The sequence below is a fragment of the Pseudomonas sp. Leaf127 genome (assembly GCF_001423155.1).
In the GTDB taxonomy this organism is placed as follows: domain Bacteria; phylum Pseudomonadota; class Gammaproteobacteria; order Pseudomonadales; family Pseudomonadaceae; genus Aquipseudomonas; species Aquipseudomonas ovata.
This window is the reverse complement of the sequence record NZ_LMOA01000023.1, coordinates 728052-741856: the sequence shown is the minus strand read 5'-3', so window position 1 is coordinate 741856 and position 13805 is coordinate 728052. Positions and strand designations below refer to the sequence as shown.

Genomic DNA, 13805 nt, shown 5'->3' with positions numbered 1-13805 from the left:
CAGGAGATGCCCTTGTCCACCACCCGCCCCCCCGTTCTCGATGAAATCGACCGCCAGCTGATCGCCGCCCTGCAACTGAACGCGCGTGAAAGCGTGGCGGTGCTGGCCCGGCAGTTGGGTATTGCGCGCACCACGGTGACTTCGCGCCTGGCGCGGCTGGAAAAGACCCGCATTATCACCGGCTACGGCGTACGCCTCGGCCAGCGGGTGGCCGATGGCGGCCTGCAAGCCTATGTCGGGATTACCGTGCAGCCGCGCTCGGGCAAGGAAGTGTTGCGCCGGCTCAGCGTGCTGCCCCAGGTCCAGCAACTGTGCGCCGTCAGTGGCGAGTTCGACTACGTGGCCTGGCTGCGCACCGAGTCGCCGGAACAGCTCGACCAGTTGCTCGACCTGATCGGCAGTGTCGAGGGCGTGGAAAAAACCACCACCTCGATCATCCTCAGCAGCAAGATCGACCGCAGCCAACCAGGCTGATGCAGACGACTTCGTCATATCGCCTGTCTCACTCGTCATATTGACGCAGTCTTCAACACATCGACGACATATTGTGTCTTATTAACGTACGCATCCCTGCCTAGACTGTTGCCTAACCGAACCCGCAGTCGACCAGGGCCGTCAGACATGAAACACACTCGCCACCGCGCAGACGTTCAAAAGCCGATCACCATGTATGGCCCGGATTTCCCCTTTGCCTTCGACGACTGGATCACGCACCCGGCAGGATTGGGCAGCATTCCGGTCGAACAGCACGGCCGTGAAGTGGCCATCGTCGGCGCCGGCATTGCCGGCATGGTGGCTGCCTATGAGTTGATGAAGCTGGGGCTGAAACCGGTGGTCTACGAGGCCTCGCAAATGGGCGGTCGGTTGCGCTCGCAAGCCTTCGAGGGCGCCGAGGGCATCGTCGCCGAACTGGGGGGCATGCGTTTCCCTGCCTCGTCGACGGCGTTTTTCCATTACGTCGACAAGCTCGGCCTGGACACCCAGCCGTTTCCCAACCCGCTGACCCCGGCCAGCGGCAGCACGGTGGTTGACCTGGAAGGCAACACTTACTACGCGCAAAGCCTCAGCGACCTGCCGGCCCTGTTCCAGGAGGTGGCCGACGCCTGGGCCGATGCGCTGGAAGCCGGTTCGCAGTTCGCCGCGATCCAGCAGGCGATCCGCGACCGCGACGTCAAGCAACTGAAGGCCTTGTGGAACGAGCTGGTGCCGCTGTGGGACGACCGCACCTTCTACGACTTCGTCGCCACCTCCAAGGCCTTCGCCAAACTGTCGTTCTACCACCGCGAAGTGTTCGGCCAGGTCGGTTTCGGCACCGGTGGCTGGGACTCGGACTTCCCCAACTCGATGCTGGAAATCTTTCGCGTAGTCATGACCAACTGCGATGAAAACCAGCACCTGATCGTTGGCGGCGTGCAGCAGGTGCCGCTGGGTATCTGGCGTCATGCACCCGAACGTTGCGCTCACTGGCCGGCCGGCACCAGCCTGGCGTCTTTGCACCTCGGCGCCCCGCGCACTGGCGTCAAGCGCATCGCCCGTGCCGCCGACGGCCAACTGGCCGTGACCGACAATTGGGGCAATGTAGGTCACTACGCGGCGGTGCTGACCACCTGCCAGAGCTGGCTGCTGACCACACAGATCGAGTGCGAGGAATCGCTGTTCTCGCAAAAGATGTGGATGGCCCTGGACCGCACCCGCTACATGCAGTCATCCAAGACTTTCGTCATGGTCGACCGGCCGTTCTGGAAGGACAAGGACCCGGAAACCGGCCGCGACCTGATGAGCATGACCCTGACCGACCGCCTGACCCGCGGCACCTACCTGTTCGACAACGGCGACGACAAACCGGGGGTCATCTGCCTGTCGTATGCCTGGATGAGCGATGCGCTGAAAATGCTGCCGCAACCCACCGAAAAACGCGTGCGCCTGGCCCTGGATGCCCTGAAGAAGATCTATCCCAAGGTCGACATCGCCAGCCATATCATCGGCGACCCGATCACCATTTCATGGGAGGCGGACCCGCATTTTCTCGGTGCCTTCAAAGGCGCACTGCCGGGGCACTATCGCTACAACCAGCGCATGTACGCGCATTTCATGCAACAGGGCCTGCCCAGCGAGCAGCGCGGCATGTTCCTGGCCGGCGATGATATTTCCTGGACGCCGGCCTGGGTCGAAGGTGCAGTGCAGACCTCGCTCAATGCGGTCTGGGGCATCATGACCCAGTTTGGCGGCCGCACCCATGCGGACAACCCGGGCCCGGGCGATGTGTTCGACGAACTTGGCCCGATCGCCCTGCCTGAATAACCCGGAGGTGTCATGCGTATCGCCCTGTATCAATGCCCGCCGCTGCCGCTGGACATCGACGCCAACCTGGCGCGCCTGGCCCGCCAGGCCGAAGCTGCCGCACAGCAAGGCGCGCAGTTGCTGGTGTGCCCGGAGATGTTCCTGACCGGCTACAACATCGGCGCGGCCGCTGTGCAGCGCCTGGCGCAGCCCGCCGAGGGTGAGGCGGCGCGGCAGATTGCCAGGATCGCTCGGCACACCGGCGTCGCCATTGCCTATGGCTACCCCGAGCGCGGCGAAGACGGCCGGCTGTACAACGCCGCGCAACTGATCGACGCCCATGGCAACCGCCTGGGCAACTACCGCAAGACCCACCTGTTCGGGGATCTGGACAAAAACATGTTCAGCGCAGGCGACGATCAGTTTCCGCTGATCGAACTTGATGGCTGGCGGCTGGGGCTGTTGATCTGCTACGACGTCGAGTTTCCCGAAGCCGTACGCCGCCTGGCCCTGGCCGGCGCCGGGCTGATCGTGGTGCCGACCGCCAACATGGTGCCGTTCGATTTTGTCTGTGAGGTGACCGTGCGCGCCCGGGCCTTCGAGAACCAGTGCTACCTGGCCTACGTCAATTACTGCGGGCAGGAAGACACGGTGCACTATTGCGGCCTGAGCAGCCTGAATGGCCCGGACGGCAGCCGTCCCGCACTGGCGGGGCAAGAAGAGCAATTGCTGATTGCCGATGTTCAGGCCCAGCGGATCGAGGACGCCAAGGCACTTAATGACTATCTGGGCGATCGTCGTGCTGCGTTGTATCGATGAGCCAAGGCGGCACGCTGTCGCGCAGCAAGCACGGGACCGGTGTAGGAGCGCGCTCTGCCCGCGACCGGCTGCGTTAGCAGTCGTAAATTTTCAGCGTTTCGCAGATTTTAGACGTGTTCACACTCAGAAATTTGTGGCGTTTCCGAAATTTTACGAGCGCTACGCACTCGGTCGCGGGCAAGCGCGCTCCTACAAGGGTGAATTCAATAGCTAATGAAGCAGTCAGTTATTTTGTGTTTGATGAAAGCCGTCGCGTGATTGCAAGACAGCACTACACTTTGCAGGAAGGCCGGCAATCCGTTTTGCGTGACCGCCGTCGAGGGTTGCAGTGCCTGCCCGTCCGCATTTGAGCGGGCCACCTGTCTGGCAGAGGACATCACCATGAAACTGGGTCATCCGCACCACCTCAGGCTTGATCGCACCCTCATCCCGCACTGGCACTTTGACTGCACCCTGGAAGTGGGTGAGGACGGCCAGGGCCGTCTGTTGCACATACGCCCTGGCGGCAACGTGCAGCTCGATGACATCACAACGTGGATAAGCGAGCTGGTCGATGGCCAGCGCACTGTCCAGCAGATCATCGACACCTTGCACGCCAACTACCCCAACCTGCCGGAAATGGGCACCGATGTGGATAACTTCATCGGCCGTGCCCAACAGTTGCAATGGATCGAACTCAGTCCGGACAGGCCCGAACGCTATCGGGCCTGACCCGCCGCGAAACGGTTATTTGCGACTGGCGATGATATAGACGGCGTGGATGATGCCGGGGAAATAGCCCAGCAGGGTCAGCAGGATATTGAGCCAGAAGGCACCGGCGAAGCCCACTTGCATGAACACACCCAGGGGCGGCAGCAGAATAGCGATGATGATGCGAAGAATGTCCATGGGTCAGCTCCTGATTGAAAGGCTTTTGTAGCCTGTGCTCAATCGACCCTGGGCCACTGCAGGGGTTCCATGACTTCTGGCAGACCGCCATCAGTTGTCTGCCCTGGAGCCTGCGGGAAAAACCCGCACACAAAGAAAACCCCGCCGAAGCGGGGTTTTCCAGACTGTTTCCCTGACATCCGTTTCTTCCCGCCATCCTGGCAGGCTTCCCTACGTGTCCCTGTTATTCTGGTTGCGCATCCTGCGCGACGTCCTTGGAAGCAAGATTATCTTTGGATCCATTTTTGTGGAAGAGGTGATTTGCCACCACGACGTGTAAGCATTGGCTTACACGTCTGATACGCGCCGTCAGAATTGCGAAGCCTCCAGCAGATACAACGATTCACTGCCTGCGCGCACCGAGGCATCCAGCGAATGGATGCGCGGCAACAGGCGGGCAAAGTAGAACCGCGCAGTGCCCAGTTTGCTGGCGTAGAACTCATCCTGGGCCTCTTTGCCCAGCGCTGCGCCGGCCATGCGCGCCCACATCCAGGCATAGGCGGTGTAACCGAACTGATGCAGGTACTCCACAGAGGCCGCGCCGATTTCGTTGGGGTTCTGCTGCGCGCGTTCGAGGATCAACCCGGTCAGTTCATCGAGCGTGTCCAGCGCGCTGCGCAGGGGCTCGACGAATTCGGCCAACCGGCTGTCGGCGGCGTCGATGAACTGACGCACTTCATCGGAAAACAACCGGTACCACTGCCCCTGCGAGCCGACGATCTTGCGCCCCACCAGGTCCAGCGCCTGGATGCCGTTGGTGCCTTCGTAGATCTGGGTGATGCGCACGTCACGCACCAGTTGCTCCTGGCCCCATTCACGAATGTAACCATGCCCGCCCAGCACCTGCTGGCCATGAACGGTGATTTCCAGGCCCAGGTCGGTCAGGAAGGCCTTGGCCACCGGGGTCAGCAGCGCCACCAGGGCGTCGGCGCGCTGGCGCTCGTCTGTGTCTTCGCTGTACTTGGCGATGTCCAGCTGCAGCGCGACATAGGCGGTAAACGCCCGGCCGCCCTCGTTCAAGGCTTTCATGGTCAGCAGCATGCGCCGCACATCGGGGTGCACGATGATCGGATCGGCAACTTTATCGCGTTGCTGCGCACCGGTCGGCGCCCGGCTTTGCAGGCGTTCGCGGGCGTAGTCGATGGCGTTCTGGTAGGAGCGCTCGCCGGACGCCAACCCCTGGATGCCGACCCCCAGGCGCTCGTAGTTCATCATGGTGAACATCGCCGCCAGGCCCTTGTTCGGCTCGCCGACCAGATACCCCACGGCACCGTCGAAATTCATCACGCAGGTGGCCGACGCCTGGATGCCCATCTTGTGTTCGATGGAGCCGCAACTGACAGCGTTGCGCTCGCCCAGGCTGCCGTCATCGTTGACCAGGAACTTGGGCACCAGAAACAGCGAGATGCCCTTGGGGCCGGCTGGCGCATCGGGCAGCTTGGCCAGGACCAGGTGAATGATGTTCTCGGCCAGGTCGTGCTCGCCACCTGTGATAAAGATCTTGCTGCCGCTGATCGTGTAGACACCATCGGCCCGGGGTTCGGCGCGGGTACGGATAATCCCCAGGTCAGTGCCGGCATGTGCTTCGGTCAGGCACATCGAGCCACACCAGGTGCCGGCATACATATTGGGCAGGTAAGTGGCCTTGAGGGCCTCGGTGGCGTGGTTGTTGAGCGACACGCAGGCGCCGGAGGTCAGCATCGGGTACAGGCCGAAGGCCAGGCTGGCGGAGTTGAGCATTTCCTCGACCAGCGCGCCCACCACCTTGGGCATGCCCATGCCGCCGAACTCGGGGTTGCCGCCCACGCCCACCCAGCCGCCTTCGGCATAGGTGCGATACGCCTCAGGGAAACCGCTCGGGGTGGTGACCACCGTGTCGTTCCAGTGGCAGCCCTCTTCATCGCCGCTGCGGCTGAGGGGCGCAATGCTCTTGCTGGTGACCTTGCCGGCTTCTTCAAGGATGGCATCGACCGTTTCGGTGTCGACCACCTCGGCCAGGGCCGGCAGCCGGGCCCAGAGTCGGGAGACCTCGAACACTTCATTCAGAACGAAGCGCATATCGCGCAACGGCGCTTTGTAGTCAGCCATGGCATACCTCGTGAACGGGAAGCTAAAGACGCAACGGATGAAACCGGACCTGCCATTGGCCGGGCCAGGCAATGAAAGATCCGAGTGTATCCGAACAACTAATGCGACACATAGGGTCCGCTTGTGACTATAAAGTCAGTCCCGGTCACCGCCATTAGTAATGCGCTTTTTCTCCTTGAAGGCTCGCAGGCCCGGCCTATATCGCGTCGGCGGTACGCATTGAGCGCTTCTGAGGTTGCCCATGTGCCACCACACAATTGCGGCCGGCGCCTTTGGCGGCATACAGCGCCTGGTCGGCGACCTTGAGTACTTCATCGGCAGTGCGCTGTTCAGGCTGACGATCGGCCACACCGATGCTGATCGTGACCGACACACTGCCCGCCTGTGCCGATCCCCGGCGCAGCCTGCCCTGCTGGTCATCTTCCGGACGGTTATCGGGATTGCGCAACTGGATCTGATAGTTGGCGATGGTTTCGCGGACCATTTCCAGATGCGGCATACATTCTTCCAGCGTCTTGCCGGAAAACACGATGGCAAACTCTTCACCGCCATACCGATAGGCCTTGCCACCGCCCTGGCTGATTTTCGACAACTTGCTGGCCACCAGGCGCAGCACCTGGTCGCCGACATCGTGGCCATGGGTGTCGTTGAATTTCTTGAAGTGATCCACGTCACTCATTGCCAGCACATAGTTGCGCCCCAGCCGCTGCAACCGCTCGTTGAGGGCACGGCGCCCCGGCAGCCCGGTCAGCTCGTCACGAAAGGCCATCTGATAGGCCTCCTGCGCCACGGCGGCGGCAATCATCAACATGACCTGGCTGCACATGATGTTCAGCGTGAACGGCAGGATGAACGTCTTGGGCAAGGCCCAGAACAGGCCCAGCAGCCCGACCAGTTGGGCGGCGTGCAACGGGCGCGGCTTGTTCAGGTACTGCCAGGTCAATACGCCGAAAGCGATCAGGAACATGACATAGGAGAGCTGGATCAGGCTCATCCACGAACCGTGCAGCAACGGCCAGCGAATGTCGGCCAGCCAGTTCTGCACCTCCACCGGATAGCTCTGTTCCAGCCCCAGTGCCACGCCTGCGACCAGCAGCAACACCGCCAGCCGCGCCACCAGGTCCTGGAACAGGTGGGTACGCTCTTCCCAGGCGGCATACAGGCCGAACATCAACGGCAACAGCAGGCACATCAGGTGGAACACCACGGCGGCGTCTTCACGCACCACGCCATTGTCCCGGTAGAAGTCGGTCTGGGTGTCGAGCAGGTAATAGGCGATGTACACCGTGACCATCAAGGCCAGCTCACGCTGGCGGCGATACACCGCGCAATACGCACCACCCAGCAGCAGCACCAGGGTCGGCAGAACATTGAACAGCGAGGTGAAGAAGACACTCAGGTCTTTGACATAGGCCGCTGCCAGGCCGCCCAGGAACAGAATGCCGGCAGGCAGGAAATGACTCAGTCGTGCAGCAGATGGACGCAACAAGGGGGATGTCTCCTACTCGGCATCAGAAAATGGCCCTGCATAATGGCATTGTGCCTTTGCTGGGTTAGTAATGCATTCAGTAGGAACTAAATAGCCAACTAATTTCTGTAACGGCAGGAATCGGGAAACATTGATCGAGGGATAAAGGAGGGGTATTCAACAGCATGACGCAGGAACGGCACGACCCCGGCCGCTCCTGCGCACTATCAAAGGTCCGGCCGATCAGTAACCCAGGCCGAAGTCTTCTTCTTTCATGTCCATCAGGTTGGCCGCGCCCGACACGATGGCCGCCGCATGGGTGCGGGTACGGGGCAGGATGCGCTCGTAGTAGAAGCGCGCCGTCTGCAGCTTGGCCGTGTAGAACGCCTGCTCCGAGGTGCCTTCGGCCAGTTTCTGCGCCGCCGCACGTGCCATGTCGGCCCAGAAGTAGGCCAGGCATGCATAGCCCGAGAACATCAGGTAATCCACGGAGGCCGCGCCCACTTCTTCACGGTCTTTCATGGCCGCCATGCCGACCTTCATGGTCAGCTCGCCCCATTCCTTGTTCAACGCTGCCAGCGGCGCGGTGAACGCGGCGATGGCTTCATTGCCCTCGTTGGCCTGGCAGAACTTGTGGACAATCCGGGTGAAGCCCTTGAGCGCCTCGCCCTGGGTCATCAGCACCTTGCGGCCCAGCAGGTCGAGGGCCTGGATGCCGGTGGTGCCCTCGTAGAGCATCGAGATACGGCTGTCGCGTACGTTCTGCTCCATGCCCCACTCGGCGATGAAGCCGTGGCCGCCATAGATCTGCACACCGTGGTTGGCGGCTTCAAAGCCGACCTCGGTCATGAACGCCTTGGCGATCGGGGTCATGAAGGCCAGCAGCGCGTCGGCGGCCTTGCGCTGCTCTTCGTCCTGGCTGTACTTGACGATGTCGACCTGTTTGGCCGTGAAATACACCATGGCCCGGGTGCCTTCGGCAAAGGCCTTCATGGTCAGCAGCATGCGCCGCACATCAGGGTGCACGATGATCGGGTCAGCGGCCTTGTCCGGGGCCTTGGGGCCGGTCAGCGAGCGCATCTGCAAGCGGTCGCGGGCGTATTGCAGGCCACCCTGGAACGCCACCTCGGCATGGGCCAGGCCTTGCAGCGCAGTGCCCAGGCGAGCGGTGTTCATGAAGGTGAACATGCAGTTCAGGCCCTTGTTCGGCGGGCCGATCAGAAAACCGGTGGCGCCGTCGAAGTTCATCACGCACGTGGCGTTGCCGTGAATGCCCATCTTGTGCTCGAGCGAGCCACAGGCCACCGCGTTGCGCTCACCGAGGCCACCCTGGGCGTCGGGCAGGAACTTGGGCACGATGAACAGCGAAATGCCCTTGGTGCCGGCCGGTGCATCCGGCAGGCGGGCCAGCACGATGTGGACGATGTTATCGGCCATGTCGTGTTCGCCGGCGGAAATGAAGATCTTGGTGCCGCTGACCTTGTAGGAGCCATCGGCCTGGGGCTCGGCGCGGGTGCGCAGCATGCCAAGGTCGGTGCCGCAGTGCGACTCGGTCAGGCACATGGTGCCAGTCCACTCGCCGGACACCAGCCTGGTCAGGTAGGTTTCCTGCTGCTCGGGCGTGCCGTGCTCGGAAATGGTGTTCATCGCGCCATGCGACAGGCCGGGGTACATGCCCCACGACCAGTTGGCCTCGCCGACCAGTTCGCTGATGGCCAGCCCCAGCGACTCGGGCAAACCCTGGCCGCCGTGCTCGACATCATGGGCCAGGCTCGGCCAGCCGCCTTCGACGAATTGCTTGTAGGCCTGCTTGAAGCCGGTCGGCGTCTTCACGCCCGCCTCGCTCCATTGGCAGCCTTCGATGTCGCCGACGCGATTGAGCGGGGCCAGTACCTGCTCACAGAAACGCGCACCCTCTTCCAGGATGGCATCGACCATGTCGGGCGTGGCGTCCTGGCAGGCCGGCAGGCTCTGGTAATGGGCTTCATAACCCAGCAGCTCATCACGCACGAAACGAATATCACGCAAGGGGGCCTTGTAGTCAGGCATAGCTTGTAACCTCTGCTGGTGAATCCCGTATGAATGACTGATCGGTCGTGATGGGAACACTTTCAACGCTTTTGGCGCTTACTGCGCCTACCGATCAAACAGATGTTTGAAACTTACGTTTACACCCGGACCTTGTCAATAGCGCATTGCCCACCGCTGGTCCCGAACCGGCGCAAGGCCTTACAGGCCGTGGCCTGGGGCCAGAGCAGAGGTTATTGAAGGAGTCTAGTCGAGGGGCCGCCGGTTGCGGCACTGAAACAGCGCTACGCGCAGAAACGACAACGCCGTGCTCAAGGGCACGGCGTCAGAGGTAAAGCCACCTGAAGGGATCAGGCATAGGTGTCAATCAGCGTACCGAGCGCTTCACTGCTGGCGCGCTGTGCCGCGACGCCTGCCTCGACCTGGAACTTGCCAGCTTCCAGCTCAACGATGTTGGCCGGCAGGTCGGAACGCTGGCTGCGGTCGACCGAACGCAGGTTTTCCAGCTGGAAGTCGGAGGACTGGCTGCGGCCAGACACTTCGATGCTGTTACTGGCGATCTGAGAGGCCGCCTGATCGACACGGTTCTGCCCGACCTGGATTGCGCTCAGGCCTGGATACAGCGTGTTGTTCATGGAAATTTGCATAAGCCAGTCCTCAGCTCATAGGAAGCAAGGCCTATTGAAACAGGGATAGCGGCAAAATGCCCAACAAAAAGACTAATGGCATCATGCCCGACCATAGGCTGAATCTTGATCAAGCGGCAAAGCGCCTTTGATATCAGTCACCTGAGCGCCAGCAGCGGCGCAACCGTCAGGTATTGGGCCACGCTTTCAGCAACAGGCTGTAACAGTCGCGGCACCTGTCCCAGGCAAGGGGCCGGCAATTGTTCGGTCAAGGTTGCCAGGTTGGCCTCAAGCCGCGAGGTCTGGGCATCGACGATATTGGCCACCCAGCCGGCCAGCACCAGGCCGTCGCGGGCAATCGCCTCGGCCGTCAGCAGCGCATGGCTGATGCAGCCCAGGCGCACGCCGACCACCAGGACGACCGGCAACTGCAGGGCAATTGCCAGATCAGACAGATGCTCGTCGCTACTGAGCGGCACCCGCCAGCCACCCGCGCCCTCGATCAGGGTAAAACCGGCCTGACGCGCCAGCAGGCGCTGCATCGGCGCCAGCAGATTGGCCACGCCCAGGTCCAGCCCGGCTTCCCGCGCGGCCAGGTGCGGGGCAATGGCCGGCGCCAGGGCAAAGGGATTGACCTCTTCATAGGTCAACGCCGTGGTGCACTGCGCCAGCAAGGCCAGCGCGTCGGCGTTGCGCAGCCCGTTGGCGGTCGGCTCGCAGCCGGAGGCCACCGGCTTGCCGGCCGCCGTACTCAGGCCCGCCCGCCGGGCCGCGTACAGCAGGCCGGCGGCCACGGTGGTCTTGCCGATGTCGGTGTCGGTCCCGGCAATGAAAAAGGCAGCGCTCATGACTGTTTTTCCAGCACGACATAGATCGCCTGATAAGTGGCCGGCAAACCCTGCGGTTGGCGAAAGGCTTCATACGCCTGCACCAGCGTGCGAATACGCTCGCGGCCAGTCAGGCCGGTGGCCCGCCCCGGATTGAGGTTGTGTGCCCCCAGGGCCTTGAGTTCGTGGGTCAGGCTGCGCACATCGGGGTAATGCAGCACATGCGGGCGCACCTCCAGGCTGCGGATACGCAGTCCGCAGGCTTCGGACAGTTGCCGATAAGCCTGCGGTTCACGGAAGCGATTGACATGCACCCGGCCGTCGACCTGCTGCCAACTGCGACGCAACTCATCCAGCGTACCGACACACAGGCTGGAGAAGGCAAACACGCCACCCGGGCGCAAGACCCGACGCGCCTCGTTGAGTACGGCGGCAAAATGGGCACACCACTGCACCGCCAGGCTGGAAAACACCAGGTCCAGGCACTGGTCCTGCAACGGCAGGCTCTCGGCATCACCGGCCACGAAATGCTGCGCCCCGCCCTGCGGTTGCGCGTGGCGCAGCATGCCTTCGGCCAGGTCCAGCGCCAGGCCTTGTGCCGCGGCGAAACGCGGCCCCAGCACGCGGCTGAAATGCCCGGTGCCACAGCCCAGGTCCAGCCAGCGCGCCGGGTTCAGATCAGCCGGCAGTTGTGCCAACAGATGCTGACCCACCGCACGCTGCAAGTCGGCCACGCTGTCGTAGCTGGCCGCTGCGCGGGAAAACGACGCCGCCACCTGCCGCTTGGCCGGCAAGCCGCCCGGCAGCGGTATGCCAGAAAGATCAGTCATCACCCGCTCCACATAGAAAAGTCCGGATCGTCGCCGCCACGCTGTGCGGGCTTTCCAGGATAAAGGCATGACTGGCCTGTTCGATCAGGCCCGTTTCGACATCCGGCAGCAGTTCCAGCAAGTCACCGGCGACCTGCGCCGGAACCAGGGCATCGCGCCCGGCAAACACATGCAGTTGGGGCCCTCGGTAGTCCTGCAAGGCCTGGCGGGTGTCGAGTTGTTCAAGCACCCGCAAGCCATCGAGCAGCACCTGCGGCGCTACGACCGGCAGGCCGGCGCCGAGCTGGCGCGACAACCCACGCGGGTCTTCAGCGCCCTGGCTGCACAGCAGGCCGAAGCGCTTGAGGGTTGCTGGCGGGTCCTGCTCGCAGCCGGCCAGAAACGCGGCAAAGTCCGCCTCGGACATGGCCTGTGGCCAGGCACCGCGCTGCACAAAACAGGTGTTGCTGGCCAGGGTCAGCAAGCCGCAACAACGCTCGCCGCGCCGGGCGGCCAGTTCGGCCGCGAGCATGCCGCCCAGTGACCAGCCGCCCAGCCAGGTGTTCTCTGGCAACCGGGCGTCCAGGTCATCGAGCCAGGCCTGCACATCATGCGTGCCCGGTTGCGGCAAAGGCTCGATCTCGACCTTCAGATGCGCATCCCGCTCACGCAAGGCGGCGGCCAAGGGCTCCAGCGGCGACACACCCAGGCCCCAGCCGGGTAACAGCACCAGACGATTACGCATGCGTCGACTCCACCGATTCATCCACACCCAGCAGTGGCCAGCATTGCGCCAGTGCCTCCAACAGTAGCTGAACCTGTTCGTGCGTGTGGGCGGCGCTCAGCGTGACCCGCAAGCGGGCGCTGCCGGCCGGCACAGTGGGCGGGCGGATGGCGCTCACCAGCAGACCATGCTCGCGCAACAGCTGCGAAAGGCGCACAGCACGCCCGGCATCGCCAATCAGGATCGGCTGGATGGGCGTGAAACTGTCCATCAATTGCAATCCGATCTGCCCGGCGCCGTGGCGAAACTGGCTGATCAGCGCGTCCAGATGCTCGCGCCGCCACGACTCGCTGCGCAGCAGTTCAAGGCTCTTGAGCGTCGCGCAGGCCAGCGCCGGCGGTTGGCTGGTGGTGTAGATGTAGGGCCGGGCGAACTGGATCAGCGTCTCGATCAAGTCGTCGCTGCCGGCCACAAAGGCTCCCGACGTACCAAAGGCCTTGCCCAGGGTGCCGATCAGCACCGGCACGTCATCCAGCCCCAGGCCGAAGTGCTCGACACTGCCGCCGCCATTGGCCCCCAGCGCACCGAAACCGTGGGCATCGTCGACCATCAGCCAGGCGCCCCGGCTTTTTGCGGTACGGGCCAGGGCCGGCAGGTCGGCGATGTCGCCGTCCATGCTGAACACCCCGTCGGTCACCACCAGGCTGTCGCCCGCCGCCTTGGCCAGCCGGCTTTGCAGGCTGGCGGCATCGTTGTGCAGGTAGCGGCTGAAGCGCGCCCCGCTGAGCAGGCCGGCATCGAGCAGCGAGGCATGGTTGAGGCGGTCTTCGAGCACCGTATCGCCCTGCCCGACCAGCGCCGTGACCGTGCCCAGGTTGGCCATGTAGCCATTGGAGAACAACAGTGCCCGTGGGCGCCCGGTGAATTCGGCCAGCGCCAGCTCCAGGTCATGGTGCGGCCCGCTGTGACCGATCACCAGGTGTGATGCCCCGCCGCCCACGCCCCAGCGCTCGGCGCCGGCCTGCCAGGCGGCCACCACCTGCGGATGGTTGGCCAGCCCCAGGTAATCGTTGTTGCAAAAGGTCAGCAACGGCTGCCCGTCGACCACCGCCAGCGGCCCTTGCGGGCTCTGCAGCAACGGGCGCTGACGGTACAACTGGGCGGCGCGACGGGCCTCGAGGCGCGCCTGAAGATCGAAAGCCATGCTGA

General features: G+C 63.2%; 13 protein-coding genes. 4 read left to right on the top strand and 9 right to left on the bottom strand.

All coding sequences use genetic code 11. The features are described from left to right. Positions 1-6: 6 nt before the first annotated feature. The 4 genes from ASF84_RS24345 (at position 7) to pqqD (ending at position 3810) form a co-directional block, all read left to right on the top strand. A complete protein-coding gene (locus ASF84_RS24345) occupies positions 7-474 on the top strand; it encodes an Lrp/AsnC family transcriptional regulator (protein WP_056841427.1) in 468 nt (155 codons plus the stop codon). A 147-nt stretch (positions 475-621) separates the two neighbouring features. After that, positions 622-2301: a flavin monoamine oxidase family protein gene (locus ASF84_RS24340; RefSeq protein ID WP_056841426.1), complete on the top strand. Its 1680-nt coding sequence runs from the start codon at positions 622-624 to the stop codon at positions 2299-2301. Positions 2302-2313: 12 nt separating this feature from the next. Next, a complete protein-coding gene (locus ASF84_RS24335) occupies positions 2314-3099 on the top strand; it encodes a carbon-nitrogen hydrolase family protein (RefSeq protein WP_056841425.1) in 786 nt (261 codons plus the stop codon). 381 nt (positions 3100-3480) lie between these two features. Then, on the top strand, positions 3481-3810 hold the full coding sequence (gene pqqD / locus ASF84_RS24330) for a pyrroloquinoline quinone biosynthesis peptide chaperone PqqD (RefSeq protein ID WP_156684359.1): 330 nt from the start codon (positions 3481-3483) through the stop codon (positions 3808-3810). A 15-nt stretch (positions 3811-3825) separates the two neighbouring features. Here pqqD and ASF84_RS28760 read toward each other — a convergent pair whose 3' ends face one another. The 9 genes from ASF84_RS28760 to bioF all read right to left on the bottom strand — a co-directional run bounded on the left by ASF84_RS28760 (position 3826) and on the right by bioF (position 13800). Then, positions 3826-3987, bottom strand: coding sequence for a YqaE/Pmp3 family membrane protein (locus ASF84_RS28760; RefSeq protein ID WP_082481798.1), 162 nt, complete (start codon positions 3985-3987; stop codon positions 3826-3828). Between the two features lie 348 nt (positions 3988-4335). Continuing rightward, positions 4336-6114 (bottom strand): acyl-CoA dehydrogenase C-terminal domain-containing protein, encoded by a 1779-nt coding sequence (locus tag ASF84_RS24325; protein ID WP_056841423.1) that lies wholly within the window; start codon positions 6112-6114, stop codon positions 4336-4338. A gap of 196 nt (positions 6115-6310) precedes the next feature. Beyond that, complete coding sequence (locus ASF84_RS24320) at positions 6311-7603, bottom strand: GGDEF domain-containing protein (protein ID WP_056841422.1); 1293 nt, start codon at positions 7601-7603, stop codon at positions 6311-6313. Positions 7604-7825: 222 nt separating this feature from the next. Next, positions 7826-9631 carry a phenylacyl-CoA dehydrogenase gene (locus ASF84_RS24315; protein ID WP_056841421.1) on the bottom strand — a complete coding sequence of 602 codons (1806 nt, stop codon included), beginning with the start codon at positions 9629-9631 and terminating at the stop codon, positions 7826-7828. Between the two features lie 329 nt (positions 9632-9960). Continuing rightward, a complete protein-coding gene (locus ASF84_RS24310; RefSeq protein ID WP_056841420.1) occupies positions 9961-10257 on the bottom strand; it encodes a hypothetical protein in 297 nt (98 codons plus the stop codon). A 137-nt stretch (positions 10258-10394) separates the two neighbouring features. Continuing rightward, positions 10395-11084, bottom strand: a complete 690-nt coding sequence (gene bioD / locus ASF84_RS24305) for a dethiobiotin synthase (RefSeq protein ID WP_056841419.1) — start codon at positions 11082-11084, stop codon at positions 10395-10397. Beyond that, complete coding sequence (gene bioC / locus ASF84_RS24300; RefSeq protein ID WP_056841418.1) at positions 11081-11893, bottom strand: malonyl-ACP O-methyltransferase BioC; 813 nt, start codon at positions 11891-11893, stop codon at positions 11081-11083. Before bioC ends, bioD begins: the two co-directional genes overlap by 4 nt. Then, a complete protein-coding gene (locus ASF84_RS24295) occupies positions 11886-12617 on the bottom strand; it encodes an alpha/beta fold hydrolase (RefSeq protein ID WP_056841417.1) in 732 nt (243 codons plus the stop codon). Before ASF84_RS24295 ends, bioC begins: the two co-directional genes overlap by 8 nt. Continuing rightward, positions 12610-13800, bottom strand: a complete 1191-nt coding sequence (gene bioF / locus ASF84_RS24290) for an 8-amino-7-oxononanoate synthase (RefSeq protein ID WP_056841416.1) — start codon at positions 13798-13800, stop codon at positions 12610-12612. The genes ASF84_RS24295 and bioF overlap by 8 nt, the downstream gene beginning before the upstream one ends. Positions 13801-13805: the final 5 nt, after the last annotated feature.

Excerpts from the sequence above, each read along its gene's own strand:
- ASF84_RS24295 (WP_056841417.1), bottom strand. The coding sequence starts at position 12,617 with ATGCGTAATCGTCTGGTGCTGTTACCCGGCTGGGGCCTGGGTGTGTCG.
- ASF84_RS24335 (WP_056841425.1), top strand. The coding sequence starts at position 2,314 with ATGCGTATCGCCCTGTATCAATGCCCGCCGCTGCCGCTGGACATCGAC.
- ASF84_RS24345 (WP_056841427.1), top strand. The coding sequence starts at position 7 with ATGCCCTTGTCCACCACCCGCCCCCCCGTTCTCGATGAAATCGACCGC.
- ASF84_RS24310 (WP_056841420.1), bottom strand. The coding sequence starts at position 10,257 with ATGCAAATTTCCATGAACAACACGCTGTATCCAGGCCTGAGCGCAATC.
- pqqD (WP_156684359.1), top strand. The coding sequence starts at position 3,481 with ATGAAACTGGGTCATCCGCACCACCTCAGGCTTGATCGCACCCTCATC.
- bioD (WP_056841419.1), bottom strand. The coding sequence starts at position 11,084 with ATGAGCGCTGCCTTTTTCATTGCCGGGACCGACACCGACATCGGCAAG.
- bioF (WP_056841416.1), bottom strand. The coding sequence starts at position 13,800 with ATGGCTTTCGATCTTCAGGCGCGCCTCGAGGCCCGTCGCGCCGCCCAG.
- ASF84_RS24340 (WP_056841426.1), top strand. The coding sequence starts at position 622 with ATGAAACACACTCGCCACCGCGCAGACGTTCAAAAGCCGATCACCATG.
- bioC (WP_056841418.1), bottom strand. The coding sequence starts at position 11,893 with ATGACTGATCTTTCTGGCATACCGCTGCCGGGCGGCTTGCCGGCCAAG.
- ASF84_RS24325 (WP_056841423.1), bottom strand. The coding sequence starts at position 6,114 with ATGGCTGACTACAAAGCGCCGTTGCGCGATATGCGCTTCGTTCTGAAT.
- ASF84_RS28760 (WP_082481798.1), bottom strand. The coding sequence starts at position 3,987 with ATGGACATTCTTCGCATCATCATCGCTATTCTGCTGCCGCCCCTGGGT.
- ASF84_RS24315 (WP_056841421.1), bottom strand. The coding sequence starts at position 9,631 with ATGCCTGACTACAAGGCCCCCTTGCGTGATATTCGTTTCGTGCGTGAT.